The sequence below is a fragment of the Botrimarina hoheduenensis genome, assembly GCF_007859815.1.
Lineage (GTDB): Bacteria > Planctomycetota > Planctomycetia > Pirellulales > Lacipirellulaceae > Botrimarina > Botrimarina hoheduenensis.
In genome coordinates, this window is sequence record NZ_SJPH01000003.1 from 415,345 (window position 1) to 429,760 (window position 14,416).

Annotated in this window: 12 protein-coding genes; all 12 read left to right on the plus strand. The window is 63.1% G+C overall.

Translation table 11 applies throughout. The annotated features are described in order from the left end of the window. Positions 1-56: 56 nt before the first annotated feature. The 12 genes from Pla111_RS09030 to Pla111_RS09085 all read left to right on the plus strand — a co-directional run bounded on the left by Pla111_RS09030 (position 57) and on the right by Pla111_RS09085 (position 14,322). Positions 57-1,025 (plus strand): DoxX family membrane protein, encoded by a 969-nt coding sequence (locus tag Pla111_RS09030; protein ID WP_146573499.1) that lies wholly within the window; start codon positions 57-59, stop codon positions 1,023-1,025. Between the two features lie 52 nt (positions 1,026-1,077). Next, on the plus strand, positions 1,078-1,656 hold the full coding sequence (locus Pla111_RS09035; protein ID WP_146573501.1) for an RNA polymerase sigma factor: 579 nt from the start codon (positions 1,078-1,080) through the stop codon (positions 1,654-1,656). Next, entirely contained in the window at positions 1,653-2,237 is a 585-nt protein-coding gene (locus tag Pla111_RS09040; protein WP_146573502.1) for an anti-sigma factor family protein, read from the plus strand. The genes Pla111_RS09035 and Pla111_RS09040 overlap by 4 nt, the downstream gene beginning before the upstream one ends. A 37-nt stretch (positions 2,238-2,274) precedes the next feature. Continuing rightward, complete coding sequence (locus tag Pla111_RS09045) at positions 2,275-2,883, plus strand: DUF4252 domain-containing protein (protein ID WP_146573504.1); 609 nt, start codon at positions 2,275-2,277, stop codon at positions 2,881-2,883. 222 nt (positions 2,884-3,105) lie between these two features. Further along, positions 3,106-3,882: a cytochrome c3 family protein gene (locus Pla111_RS09050; protein WP_231930873.1), complete on the plus strand. Its 777-nt coding sequence runs from the start codon at positions 3,106-3,108 to the stop codon at positions 3,880-3,882. Positions 3,883-4,001: 119 nt separating this feature from the next. Further along, positions 4,002-7,247 carry a TAT-variant-translocated molybdopterin oxidoreductase gene (locus Pla111_RS09055; RefSeq protein WP_146573506.1) on the plus strand — a complete coding sequence of 1,082 codons (3,246 nt, stop codon included), beginning with the start codon at positions 4,002-4,004 and terminating at the stop codon, positions 7,245-7,247. A 102-nt stretch (positions 7,248-7,349) separates the two neighbouring features. After that, positions 7,350-8,765, plus strand: coding sequence for an NrfD/PsrC family molybdoenzyme membrane anchor subunit (gene nrfD, locus Pla111_RS09060; RefSeq protein ID WP_146573508.1), 1,416 nt, complete (start codon positions 7,350-7,352; stop codon positions 8,763-8,765). An 83-nt stretch (positions 8,766-8,848) separates the two neighbouring features. Then, on the plus strand, positions 8,849-10,243 hold the full coding sequence (locus Pla111_RS09065; protein ID WP_146573510.1) for a quinol:electron acceptor oxidoreductase subunit ActD: 1,395 nt from the start codon (positions 8,849-8,851) through the stop codon (positions 10,241-10,243). A 22-nt stretch (positions 10,244-10,265) separates the two neighbouring features. Further along, a complete protein-coding gene (locus tag Pla111_RS09070; protein ID WP_146573512.1) occupies positions 10,266-11,489 on the plus strand; it encodes a quinol:cytochrome C oxidoreductase in 1,224 nt (407 codons plus the stop codon). Between the two features lie 97 nt (positions 11,490-11,586). Next, positions 11,587-11,922, plus strand: coding sequence for a hypothetical protein (locus tag Pla111_RS09075; RefSeq protein ID WP_146573514.1), 336 nt, complete (start codon positions 11,587-11,589; stop codon positions 11,920-11,922). A 194-nt stretch (positions 11,923-12,116) separates the two neighbouring features. Further along, positions 12,117-13,082, plus strand: coding sequence for an SCO family protein (locus Pla111_RS09080; RefSeq protein WP_146573515.1), 966 nt, complete (start codon positions 12,117-12,119; stop codon positions 13,080-13,082). Positions 13,083-13,143: 61 nt separating this feature from the next. Continuing rightward, the gene (locus Pla111_RS09085) at positions 13,144-14,322 is read left to right on the plus strand and encodes a cytochrome c oxidase subunit II (RefSeq protein ID WP_197524886.1); all 1,179 of its coding nucleotides are present in this window, start codon (positions 13,144-13,146) and stop codon (positions 14,320-14,322) included. Positions 14,323-14,416 lie beyond the last annotated feature (94 nt).

Consider the following 14,416-nt stretch of genomic DNA (forward strand, 5'->3'; position numbering starts at 1 on the left):
CGAACCTGCGGGTATCGGCTTACAGCCCCCCGCACCACTTTTCCCTTGAGAAGACCATGCCAACCGCCTCCTCTGTGCTCCGCGAAGGCACGACCGATTCGTCTTCTGCGACGCGTGGTCCGCTGTCGCTCACGGGCGGTTGCGATCTACCGACCGCTGCCGAGATCGGTGCGCTGCTGTTGCGACTGTACTTTGGCTTTGTGATCTGCTGGGCGGCGGGGATCAGCAAGTTTCCGCTCGACGCTTGGTTCGCGGACCAAGTGCGCGACCTTGGCTTCCCCGCGCCGACGTTCTTCGCGTGGATGGCGGCCATGTCGGAGGTGGCGGGGGGCGTGCTGCTGTTGCTCGGCCTCGCGACACGGCCGGCAGCCCTGTTGCTCGCCATCACGCTCGGCGTGGCATCGTTTGGGCATCACAAGATCCCGCTGCTTTCGATCTACACGAGCCAGCACATCACGCTGCAGTACTTCTGGGTTTATCTGTTCTTCTTCTTCGCGGGTGCCGGTCGGCTCTCGCTTGATGGGTTCTTGCGACGCCGGCACGCAATCGCGGCCGGCCTGACGGTGGCCATCGTAGGGCTGCTCGCCCTGGCGTGCGGAGCGCGTGTCGGTGAACCTCAACAACAGGCGTCCACCATCGAGGAAGCCTCGACGATCGCTCTGGCCGGCTCGTTCAACGACTGGTCGCTCAGCGCAACACCGATGGATCGCGAGGGCGACACCTGGACCGCGACGATCGTGACGACCGAGCCGGGACCGATTGAGTTCAAGTTCGTTGCTGAGGAAAACTGGCAGCTGGCCGCCGGTGAGAATGACCAATCGGACGCGCGATTCCCGCTGACGGGGACCGCCGACCCCGGGGCCCAGGCGGCCAACGTCTCGGCTTATCTGCCTACGGCCGGCCCCTACCGGGTGACGCTCTCGACGCCCGACCTCAGCTATCGGCTTGAGCAAGTCAGCGAAACGCAGCCGCCAAACGATGGCACCGCCAGCGACCAAGAACCTGCCGTCTCCGTCGAAGAGTAATCCGTCGGATTGCTTGTAACTTCTTGTTCCATGGTTCGTCCTTGTTAACGCCATGGCAAGCTCGCAAGCGATTGACCGCCAGATCGACCAGCAGCGACACCGCGTCTTTACGCTGGCCTATTACACGCTGGGGTCGCATCAAGACGCGGAAGATGCCACGCAAGAAACGCTGCTGCGATACTGGCGGAACGCGAGCCGCGTTGCGCCGGACCGCGTCGAAGGCTGGCTTGTTCGGACCACGACCAATGTGTGCCTCGACCTGATCCGCAAGCGCAAGCGATCGCCCGAAACCTTCGGCAACGAAGCGTCGGAGGCGACCTTGCAAGCCGCGGCCTCGTCCTCGCCCGGCCCGAGCGATCGCGCCGTGTCGGCCGAGTCACGCCAGCAGTTGGAACGCAAACTGGCCGAGCTGAAAGAACCGTTCCGCAGCTTGCTGATCCTGCGCGAAGTGCAAGGGATGACCTACGACCAGATTGCGGATGCGCTCGAACTGCCGCTCACAAGCGTGCGCGTCTATCTGCACCGTGGAAGGCGTCTACTCGCCCAGCAGCTAGAAGCAAGCCCGCATTGCTCGCCGACCCCTGAACACCACACACCGAAGAAAATTTCTACCGGAGGCGTACGCCGATGACGCCACATGAAACATCCGTTGTCGATTGCGACGCGTACATGGACGCCATCGATCAGCTCATCGATGGCGAGCTCGCCGGCCCGGCGCTGGAAGCGCTGGAAAACCACCTCGCCAGTTGCCCGCTCTGCGTAGCGCTGGTGGATCGCCTGTTCGCGATCAGCAACGACCTGCACGCTCTGCCGCAACTTACCTGCCCCGACCGCGTGATAGAGGCCGTACGTACCCATCATCGGTCGGACCGCGCGCCGATCGCTGCACGCATGGGTTATGCGGCGATCTGCCTGGCGGCTGCCGCGGCGCTCGCACTGGTTCTCTTCCCTTGGCAGTTAACGGCTCCGAACCAGCCCGAGCCATCCTCCTCCGCACAGCTTGCCGAAGCGCGCCAGGCGATCGCCAAACTCAGCGCCACCTTGGCGCAGAGCGACACGGCGGTCGGCCAGGAAACCCTCCGGCGTGGTTTGGTGGAGCCTCTCGGGCGTGCGTTCTCCGTGGTCGGTAAGACCAAGCTCGGCAAATGGAGTGCCGCCATGGGGGTGTTGATCGACGCCTCATCGACTCCCGAGCAAAGCAAAGACTCTTAAGCGCTCATTCCCTCCTGCTTTCCCCCAGGTAGCTCCCATGTCTCCCCGTAAACGTTGCCTAGCTGCACTCTTCGCGGCTGTCACCCTCCCCGCCACGGTCGCGTTGGCCGAGGACGTCAATCATCCGGGCGTCGTCACCGCCGACTGGCTGAGCGAAGTGGCCCAGGCCGAACCCAAGGCGAAGGTCGAGCTGAGCGGCCCGGTGCTACGGTTGCTCACAGCGGCGACCGGCAAGGCTGCCAAGTTCGGAGCGCTGGTTGATCAGCTGAAGCTGGTCCGGGTGATGGTCTACGAGGGGCTCGACAAAAACCTGGCCACTTCCAGCCAAGCGATTGACCACGCGACACGACTCCAGTCAGCAGGTTGGCAGAGCATCGTCCGAGTGCGAGACGGCGATGATGAAAGCGTCGATGTCATGGTGCTGCCGCGGGGACAAGATGAAATCGCGGGCATCGTGGTCTTGGTCGCCGAGCCGGGCGAATTGGTGTTTGTGAATATCGCCGGCGATCTCAACGCGGAAGAGTTTGGCTCGCATTTCGGCAGGTTGCTCGGTCCCCTGGTCCAGGGTGATCTTGATATAGAGGACCTGCTCGAAGCCGCGGAAGAAGATCACCCGACCGACGGAGAAACCCTTCGAATCCCGTAGCTGCAGGGCGCGGTAGTCTCCCGCGTGATAGCGATTTGAAACGAGCTGGTTAGCTGGTCGCTGCCGCTCGACAGAATCCCCCAGAGAAGGCGTCGACTGTGTTCGACGCCTTTTTTGTTGGTCTCCCGAGCCAAGCTCGGCCGCGCTGCGAGGACCCCCCCATTTGGGTGTGACCGTATAGCCCGCTGGGAACTCCGGGCGGGCGCGGCTATCTTGCGGGCCTTGCGGAGACGGTGCGCTGGTGCCGTCGCTGATTTCGCCTCCAAGCGCGCAACGCTCGAACTCGCCGGACTTTACGACGTGGATCGATTCGTCTTTCCCCCCTGGGTCAACAAGTTCACCCTCATGGCCCTCGGTGGCCTGCTGGCCGGCGGTGCCTACGCCGGTGCGGTGCTGTTCTACGGAACCTTGCCCGAGGTGATGTACACCGGCTATCAGCCAACCCAGCCGGTTCCGTTCAGCCACAAGCTGCACGCGGGCGAGCTGAAGATGGACTGCCGGTACTGCCACAACACGGTGGACAAGGCGGCCCACGCTGCGGTGCCGGCGACCAACACGTGCGGCAACTGCCACAACGCCTCGATCAACCCCGACGGCACGCTCGCCAAGACCGTGGTTCACGCCACGAGCCTCAAGCTTGAGCCGGTTCGCGAGAGCCTTGCCAACGGGACGCCCATCAAGTGGGAGCGGATCCATGACTTGGCGGACTATGTCTACTTCAACCACTCGGTCCACGTGAACCGCGGTGTTGGGTGCGTGGAGTGCCACGGCCGGATCGACCGCATGGAAGTCGTCCATCAAGACAAGCCGCTCTCGATGAGCTGGTGTCTGGACTGTCACCGCAATCCGACAGCGCGGCTACGCCCGCTCGATGAGATCACGAACATGGCTTGGGATCCCGAGATCGACGAGCAAAGCAACGCTCAGGAGGTCGGGATGAAGGTGGCCGAGGAGCTCGGCGTTCACCCGAACACGAACTGCTCGACCTGCCACCGCTGATCGTCCACCGCTGATCGTCGCCCGTCACAACGCTACCTCGGGTTGCCTGCCGCATTACGGTTAGGCGAGCCGCACCACCCCCCACACGCCGCCGCGTCTTACCTCCAGTTCAGTCGCCGATGTCGCAAGCCACGCAAACGCCGGCCGGTACTTCTGTCAGTCCTTACTGGCGGAGCCTCGATCAGATCGAGAACACCGAGCAGTTCCAGGAGTTCCTTGCCCGGGAATTCCCCACCGCCGCCTCGGAGTTCCCGGAGGGGATCTCGCGCCGTCGGTGGATCCAGCTGATGAGTGCGTCGTTCGCGCTGGCGGGCGCGGCCGGTTGCCGCTGGGAAACCGAGCAATTCGCGCCGTTCGCCGAACGCCCTGAGGGGTATATCCCCGGCAAGCCGGACTACTACGCCACGAACATCTCGTGGGCGGGGGGTCCGAAGCACCTGCTGGTAACCAAGTACGACGGTCGGCCGATTAAGGTCGAGGGCAACCCCGAGCACCCCGCCTCGGGCGGAGCCTCCGATACGTTTACGTTGGCGGCAACGCTGGCACTGTACGATCCGGACCGTTCGGGCCGCATCACGCTGCGCGACGGCGGCAAGGAGTTCACGAAGGATTGGGCGGATTTCGAAAAGTCCGCCAACGAACGGCTCGCCACGCTGAGCACCGGCGCGGGACTCGCGCTGCTCATGCCTCCGCTTGATTCCTACGCGCTGTTCGATGCGGTAGATCGCCTGGTGGAGAAGTATCCCGAGGCAAAGTTCTACAGCTACACGCCGCTGTCGCGAGAGAATGAGCTGCGTGGTGCCGAGATCGCGTTTGGCAAGCCGCTGCGGACCCATTATCGGTTGGCCGACGCCAAGGTGATTGCCACGTTCGACGCGGACCTGCTCGGCGCGGGCCCCGAGACGATGCGCTCAGCGCGTGATTACGCGGCCGGCCGCGAGCCGGGTGAGGGCATGAGCCGTCTCTACGCCATCGAGAGCTGCTTCACCACCACCGGTGCCGCGGCGGATCACCGCCTGCCGGTCAAGTCCTCGGCCATCGGTGCCCTGCTGGGCCAGTTGCGGGACAAGGTAAAGGAGCTCGCCGCCAACGCCGACCACGCCCACTCAGACGAGAAGTACGGTGTCAGTTACACGCCGGATCAATTCATCGAGGTGCTTGCTGACGACCTGGTTCACAACCAGGGGGCAGCTCTGGTGGCCGTGGGGCCGGGTCAGCCGGCCGAAGTTCACGCGCTCGCGCACGAAATCAACAGCACCCTGGGTGCCCTCGGCAAGACCGTGCTGCTGACCGAAGAGCCGTCGCCGAAGACGCCGTTCGGAACGATCGCGGAGCTGACCGCGGCAGCGGCAACCGGCAAGATCGACACCCTGTTTGTGCTCGATGGCAACCCGGCTTACGACGCGCCGGCCCCGTTCGCCGAAGCGCTCAAAGAGATTCCGCACACGTTCCGGCTGGGAACTTACGACGACGAAACCGCGAAGCTCTGCCAGTGGAGCCTGCCCGAGACGCACCCCTTCGAGCAGTGGGGCGATGTGATCGGCTGGGACGGCACGGTTGGCGTTACGCAGCCGCTGATCGATCCGCTGCTGGGCGGTCGCTCAAAGCTTGAGCTGCTTGCACTGCTGGCCGGCGACGCCGAACCCAACCCGCGCCAGCTGGTGCTTGATGCCCTAACCCTACGGGCAGACAACCTCGACGAAGCCGGCTGGGAACGCTTGCTGCACGACGGTCTGCCGACCGGCAACGTGAACGCCTTCAGCCAATCCGGGCTCAAGCCCGCCGAGCCCACCCTCGTGGGTGCCGACTTCGCCGCGCCGGCCGCACCGGCCGAGGGGCTCGAGATTGTCTTCACGCCCAGCAGCTCGACTTACGACGGTCGGTTTGCCAACAGCGGCTGGCTGCAAGAGACGCCCGACTTCCTCACCAAGCTCACCTGGGACAACGCCGCTCTGGTGGCCCCCTCGACCGCCGATAAGCTGGGTCTCAAGCAAGGCGAGCTGGCTGAGCTCACCGCCGGCGAGGTGACCATCACGGCACCCGTGTACGTCATGCCCGGACAGGCACCTGACTCGATCGCCATCGCCCTGGGCTACGGCCGCACCGCAGCGGGCCGCGTGGGCGGACTGCTGATGGAAGACGGCGAGGCCGCCGCAGGCCTCTACGCAAACGATCTGGCGGCGCTGTGGATCCCGGCCCCGGCCGACCCGGTGGGAGTCGATGCGTACCCGCTACGAGCCACGGCAGCGACCGGCTTTGTCACCGCTGCCAAGATCAAGGGAACCGGCAAGGAGTACCTGCTAGCCACGACCCAGGATCACCACGCGATCGACCAGCTGGGTCTGGAAGCGATCGGGCGTCGGACCGGCGAGCTGATCCGCGAGCGTCAGCTGGTCAACTACGTTGGCCACGAAGACTTCGCCCAGCACATGAGCCACGACATTCAGGTACACGACAACTCGGCCGAGGGGGGGCACCGCCCGACCGAACCGTTGTGGCAGCTACGGAGCTACGACGGCGGCCACGCCTGGGGCATGTCGATCGACCTCAACAAGTGCATCGGCTGCAACGCGTGCATGGTCGCCTGCCAGGCCGAGAACAACGTGCCGGTTGTGGGTAAGGACCAAGTGTCCAAGGGCCGCGAGATGCACTGGATTCGCATCGATCGGTACTTCAAGGGAGTGGCTAATCCCGCCAGCGCCTCGGATCCTGTCAACTTCGACAACCCGCAGATCGCGCAGCAGCCGATTGCCTGCCAGCAGTGCGAAACCGCCCCTTGCGAGCAGGTTTGCCCCGTCGCCGCGACGGTGCACGACAACGAGGGTCTCAACAACATGGTTTACAACCGCTGCATCGGCACGCGGTACTGTGCGAACAACTGCCCCTACAAGGTGCGGCGTTTCAACTACTTCCGCTACACGAAGAAGCTGAACGATGCCAACAACCTGTTGCAGCATCTGGTGATCAATCCCGAAGTGACCGTCCGCAGCCGGGGCGTCATGGAGAAGTGCACCTTCTGCCAGCAGCGGATCTCGACCACGCGGATCACCGCCAAGAACGAAGGCCGCGCAATCCGCGACGGTGAAGTTCAAACGGCCTGCCAACAGGCGTGCCCCGCCAAGGCGATCGAGTTCGGCGATCTCATGGACCAGAGCAGCCGCGTCAGCAAGTCGCACGCCGACCCGCGGGCGTACGGCATCTTGACCGAGCTGATGACCAAGCCGCGCAACCTGTTCCTCGCGAAGATCCGCAATCCGCACGAGCGACTCGCGTGGGAAGAGACGATCACCGGCCACGGTCACGACCACGACGCACATGACGACCACGAAGGGGCCCACGATACTGCGGCCCACAGCGAAGCGTAATTCCTGACACCCACCGACCACGAGTCGCTCCGCAGCCGTTCGGCGGAGCGTGACCAAACCACGACGCTCTGCGCCCGTTCGCAGCAACTCGCAAGTTGAACTATGGCAACCGCTGATATCACCGCCGGCGTCTCAGGCAAGCTGGGGAGCGTCCCCGAGCCCTGGATCGATCCCCCGTGGGTCGAGGGGGACAACGACTACAAGTCGGTCACCGAAAAGGTCTGCCGAATCTCCGAGAACCCGCGCCCGCCGTTGGCGTGGTTCGTGAGCTTCGTGATCGCCGCGAGTGTCGCGGGAATGTTCGGCGCGATGATCGGCTACCTGATCATCACGGGCGTGGGTGTCTGGGGTAACCAGAACGCCGTCGCGTGGGGTTTCCCGATCGTGAACTTCGTGTTCTGGGTCGGTATCGGCCACGCGGGCACGCTGATCTCGGCGATTCTGTTCCTGTTCCGTCAGCACTGGCGAACCAGCATCAACCGCTTTGCCGAAGCGATGACGATCTTTGCGGTGGTGTGCGCGGGAACGTTCCCGGGGATCCACGTCGGTCGGGTGTGGTTTGCGTACTGGTTGTTCCCCTACCCCGACACGCGGCTGAACATGTGGAGCCAGTTCCGCAGCCCTCTGCTGTGGGACGTATTCGCGGTGAGCACCTACGCCACGGTGTCGGTGCTGTTCTGGTACATGGGGATGATCCCCGACCTGGCGACGCTGCGCGACCGCGCCGTGCATCCGATCCGGCGCTTTGCCTACGGCCTGCTGTCGCTCGGGTGGACCGGTTCTTCGTCGCAATGGTTGATTTATGAGAAGGCCTATACGCTGCTCGCCGCGCTGGCCACGCCGCTGGTGCTGTCGGTTCACACGATCGTGAGCTTCGACTTCGCGGTGAGCCAGTTGCCCGGCTGGCACACGACGATCTTCCCGCCGTACTTCGTCGCCGGAGCGATCTTCAGCGGTTTCGGCATGGTGCTCACGCTGATGGTGCCTGCCCGGCAGTGGTTCGGCCTGAAAGACATCGTCACGACACGCCACATCGAGCTGATGTGCAAGGTGATCACCGCCACGGGCACGATGGTCGGCTTCGCGTATCTGACCGAGTTCTTCATCGCCTGGTACGGCGGTAACCCCTACGAGCAATTCGCGTTCATGAACCGGGCGTTCGGCCCGCAGGCTTGGGCGTACTGGACGATGATCTCGTGCAACGTGATCTCGCCGCAGCTGTTCTGGTTCGGGGCGATCCGCCGTAACATGTTGCTGGTGTTCATCATCTCGATCTTTGTGAACATCGGCATGTGGTTCGAGCGGTTCGTGATCATCCTGTCGCTCGAACGAGCCTTCCTGCCGGGAAGCTGGCAGAGTTTTGTACCAACCTGGATTGACCTGGGCATGCTGGTGGGCAGCTTTGGGCTGTTCTTCACGCTGTTCTTGCTGTTCTGCCGCTTCTTGCCGATCGTCGCGATGAGCGAAGTGAAGCACGTGATGGCGTACGTCGACGGCAAGGCCAAGAAAGCCCACTGAGACGCGACAACCAATCAACCACGCTCTTAAAAACCACTATCCCCTCCCGTAGCTGACCGCTGAAACGCTGACAGCCGATCGCTATGTCAAAGACACATCCCTCCCACGACGCCCCGCAGGGCAAGCGACTCGGTCTGCTTGCGCAGTTCGCCGGGCCCGAGGAGCTCGTCGCGGCCGCTGAAAAAGCGACCGACGCCGGCTACCAACGGGTCGAGGCGTTCTCGCCGTTCCCCGTGCTCGGCATCGACGAGGCCCTGAAGAACCCCCGCACCATCCTGCCGTACGTGGTGCTGATGCTGGGGCTATCGGGCATGTGTATCGCGCTGCTGATGCAGTGCTACATGAACGGCATGGAGTTCCCTGGCGCGCCGTGGGGGCTGTCGGGCTACGACTTCTTGATCTCGGGCAAGCCGAGCTTCAGCATCCCGGCGTTCATCCCCGTGACCTTTGAGGTCATTATTCTGCTGAGCGCTTTTGGGGCATTCTTTGGGATGATCCTGCTGAACGGCTTGCCGAAACTGTCCAATCCGCTGTTCCGCAGCGAGCGTTTCGCGGCCGCGACGGACGATGGCTTCTTCCTGTTTGTCGAGGCGAGCGATCCCAAGTTCGCCGAGGCCGAGACCGAAGCCTTTTTGTCTTCGCTCGGCGGCTCGGGCATCGAGGGCATCGACGAGCCCGTGACCGGCCATGCCGTGCCGGGCTTCTTGTATCTGGTGGGTGCCGCGGTGGCGACGCTCGCTTTGCTGCCGCCGATGTACCTGTGGGCGACTTCGGGCACGACCAGCACCGTGCCGCGGATCTCGTTCTTCAAAGACATGGAAAACCAGCCCAAGGTCAAGCCGCAAACCACCTTTGCCCTGTTCAAAGACGGCCGCGGGATGCGCGTGGCGGTGCCGGGCACGGTCGCGCGGGGCGGATTGAAGGATGACGCCAAGCTGTACTTTGGCTACGAGCCAGAAGACGGCTTTGTGGGCGGTCCGCGCCGCATCGAAGCGATGCTCGCCAGCTATTCGGTGCAGCCCGTCGCCGACGGGCCTGACGCCGACGGGGCCGATTCGGCCACACCACCCGCTGCCGATCAACCGAAAGAAGAGAACTGGGTCACCGAGTTTCCGGTAAAAGTCACCAAAGAGCTGATGGAGCGCGGCCAGCAGCGGTTCAACATCCACTGCGCCGTGTGCCACGGGCTAGACGGCGGCGGCATGGGGCTGGTGACCAAGCGTGCGCTGGAACTCGAACAGGGCACCTGGACGCAGCCGACAAGCGTTCACGCCGAGTCGGTCGTTGAGCAGCCGGTGGGCAAGCTCTTCAACACGATCAGCAACGGTGTTCGCAAGATGCCGGGCTACAAAGAGCACATCGCGGTGGAAGACCGCTGGGCGATCGTGCTCTACCTACGAGCGATCCAACGCTCGCAATTGGCCACGGCCGATGATCTTCCGAAAGACAAGCTGATCGAGCTCAGCAACCTCAACTGAATCCTTTACCGACGATTATCTGATGGCGAGCCTCGTAAACGCAGACATCACCGAGATCCGTCAGGCCTCTGCAGGGCTGTCGGGCGCGGCGGTACCGTCGATGGCCGGCGGGTTGCTGCTGGTCGGCTTAGCGGCGGGAATTGGTTACGCCACAGGCGACCAAAGCCGCTTCTGGCATGCCTACCTGCTGGGCGTGATGTACATCACCACATTGGGCGTCGGAGGGCTGTTCTTTGTGATCGCCCACCACCTCACCGGCGGCCGGTGGGGCACCACCGTGCGACGCCTCGCGGAGATTACTGCCGGCACGCTCACGACTTCGGCCGTGCTGTTCCTGCCGATCTTAGCGCTGAACTTCTCGGGATCGGACGTGCTGTACCCGTGGATCGATCGTCCGATGGTCGAGGCCGACCCGATCCTGGCGAGCAAGCAATACTATTTGGAGCCCACGTGGTTCGCGATCCGCACGGTCGTGTACTTCGTCGCGTGGATCGGCATGGCGCGCATCCTGCTGAGCGCTTCAGTTAAGCAAGACGACCGCGAGCCGATGAAGCAGGCCCGTTGGATGCAGACGATCAGCGGACCGATGATGATTTTGCTGGCGCTGACGATGAATTTTGCGGCGTTCGACTGGATGATGTCGCTCGAGCCTCACTGGTTCAGCACGATGTTCGGCGTGTACTTCTTCGCCGGTTCGTTCTTGAGCTTTCTGGCGATGCTGATCCTGCTTGCCAACTACCTGCAGAGCAAAGGGGTGCTCAACCAGTCGATTACGACCGAGCACTTCCACGATCTGGCGAAGCTGATGTTCGCGTTCATCTTCTTCTGGGGCTACATCGCGTTCAGTCAGTACATGCTGATCTGGTACGCGGCGATCCCCGAAGAAACCCTCTGGTACGATGTGCGTCAGCAGGGCCCGTGGATCGCGTGGGGGCTGCTGCTGGTGTTCGGTCACCTGCTCGTGCCGTTCCTGGGGACGATGTCGCGGTGGGTGCGGCGCACCAAGCCGCTGATCGGCTTCTGGGCCGCGTGGATGATGGTCATGCACTGGGTCGATCTGGTCTACATCATCCAGCCGCAGGTTCGGGGAGCTTCGGCACTGCCCGTCCCCTGGCTGGAGGCGATCGCGACGGTCGGCATGCTGGGGATCTTCATCGGAGCCTGGATGCGTGGTGCCGCTGGCAAGTGGTTGTTGCCCGTGCAAGACCCGCGTCTGCCGATTGCCCTGAGTTATCACAACCACTGATTAAACAAAGAGTTGCGTCGCACGCGTTGGCGACCACGGTGACAAACGACACCGCGATTACGGTTCCTATTCAGAGCCCCAAGCAGCCCGCATCAAGATGAGCGAAACCCACGCCACCACCAACGCTCGCGTCGCTGAGCCCGGCATCGAAGCCGAAGGCCTCGACACCCCCGCGATTGTCATGTGGACCTTCGTTTCGGTTGTCGCGGTGGTGAGCGTCATGCTGGCAGCGGCGGCCCTGTTTTACCAAGTCGAACGTAAGTTCGAGGCGGAACGCCTGATTGCTCCCAAGTACACCGACTCGGAAGCGGTCGTGACCGAACAGCGTGGTTTGCTGGCTGGTTACGGTAAACCCGCCTCAGAAGGTAAGCCCTACCGTATCCCGATCGAAGAAGCCAAAAAACTGGTCCTGCGTGATCTGCGCGCTCAATAGTCGCGTCGCAACGTTTTACGCAGGAGCTGAAACACCTCACAGCCGCTCTGTTCCCCTCTGGCGGGGAAACCTCGGCTCCTGCTGCAACCCGTTTCATGTTGAGCTTTGTCCGATCCATCGTTGCACCAAGTCGGTCTGTGCCGAGCCGTGAGGGAGAGTGTCCTCACAGCAGCCGGAACAGGCGCGCGGCAGCTTTGCGGATCGCCGCTTTAGCCATTTTGCCGCTGCTGCTAGCAGGCCGTGGTGGCGTGGCGCAGGCGCAGCTGGTGACCGATCTGCCACCCGAGATGCAGGGCGTGGGCATCGACGACAAGTCGGGAGATAAAATCCCTCTCGACCTGCGCTTCCGCGATGAAAACGGTAAGGCGATCTCGCTGGCCGAGATCTTCGACGGCGAGCGGCCCGTGCTGCTCTCGCTCAACTACAGCGACTGCCCCATGCTGTGCGGCCTGCAGCTCAACGGCTTGGTGAGCGCTCTGGGGAAGCTGGAGTGGATCGCCGGCAAAGAGTTTGACGTGGTCAGCGTGAGCGTCGATCCGCTGGAGTCGCCGGTCCGCGCCAAGCTGACCCAACAAAAGTACCTCCGCGACTACAATCGCCCGGGCGCTTCCGCCGGCTTTCGGTTCCTGACAGGCCCGCAGAAGAGTATCACCGCTTTGGCCGACGCGATCGGCTTTCGCTACAAATACGTCCCCGCAACCGGCGAGTACTCGCACTCGGCGGCAACGATGGTCGTTACCCCCTCGGGAGTGCTATCTCGTTATCTGTACGGTGTGATGTACGATCCACAAACGATTCGGCTGAGTCTGGTCGAGGCGGGCGAAGGCAAGATTGGTTCGCCGCTGGATCAGATCATCCTATTCTGCTTTCACTACGACGAAACGAAAGGCCGCTACGGACCGGTTGCCAAGAAGATCATGAGCGCGGGTGCCGGGGTGACGATCTTTCTGATGGCGGCCGGGCTGCTGCCGTACTGGTTGACTCGCAACGCTAGCAACGGGGCTTCGACCCCGCCCGCTACGGAGACGTCGCCAGCAAGCTCAGCGCCCACGAACGCTCCCGTCTCCCCTGCGATTGCTCACAACGAGGCTCAGTACGACGCTCAGTACGACCAAGCCGAAGAAGATACCGAGATCGAAGAGCCGCTGACGATCAGCTGATCGCCCCGCGGCAACCAACCGACCTTACCGCACACCCATCCTCGTTACCCCCGCGCACCCGATGCACGGTTCGATGTTTGAAACGTCACCTCTGCTGCCCCTCGCGAGCCGGCTGTTCGAATTCAGTTGGTTCCGCGACTCGGGTGCCGATAAGCAAGCGGCCCAGGTGGACTGGCTGTTCTACGCGATCCTCTGGATCTGCGTGGCGTTCTTCGTGCTGATTATCGGCGCGATGGTGGCGTTTGTCGCGCGGTACTACGCTCGTCCGGGCCACAATGCCGAGCACACACCGCACCACAACAACACGCTCGAAGCGGCCTGGTCCATCTTCCCGGGCTTTATTGTCCTGTGGATCTTCGGTGCCGGGTTTATCGGCTATCTCGACCTGCGCAACCCGCCGGAGAACGCTTACGAGATTCAGGTGATCGCGAAGAAATGGAATTGGTCGTTCGTTTATCCCAACGGCCACATCGACGCGGACCTGCACGTGCCGATCGATACGCCGGTCAAGCTCGTGATGAGTTCGGACGATGTGCTGCACTCGCTCTACATCCCGGCGTTCCGCGTTAAGATGGATTGCGTGCCCGGTCGCTACAGCACGCTGTGGTTTGAGGCCTCAAAGCTCGCTCCCGAGGACGACGGGGACGATGTCAACTGGACCGACGAAGGGGGCTTCGACCTCTTCTGCACGGAGTACTGCGGCCAGGGCCACTCGTCGATGATGGCCAAGGTGATCGTCCACCCGTCGGGGACCTTCGGCCCGTGGCTGGAGAAAGCCATGGTGTGGCCCGAGGACGAATCTCCGGCCGCCCGCGGTGAGAGCCTCTACAAAAAGCGGGGCTGCTCGCAGTGTCACTCCGTGGATGGCACGAGCGGCACGGGCCCCTCGTTCAAGGGAACCTACGGCACGCAGCAGCTCACCTCAGCGGGTGAGATCAAGATCGACGAAAACTACTTGCGCGAATCGATCCTCAACCCGATGGCCAAGATTCGCGACGGCTACAAAGGTGTGATGCCCAGCTACCAGGGGCAACTCAAAGACAACGAGATCGCCGCTCTGATCTGGTTCCACAAGAGCCTCAATCCCGAGAACGCCGGGACCCTGCCCGCCACCTGGACCGAGGCAGGAGGCGTGCCGGGCCAAGAGACCCAAGGCGAAGCCACGAGCGACGCCTCGACCGCTCCGGTACCGGACCCCGCAGCGACCGACGCGCCGGCTGACACCGACCCCAAGGCGTAGAGCGGCGTCGCCGCCCGCGCTCAACTCGTACACGACCCCACCAAGAGTCACCCCCATCATTCGCCTGTAGCCTTTCCGCCTGCAGCCTCACGCC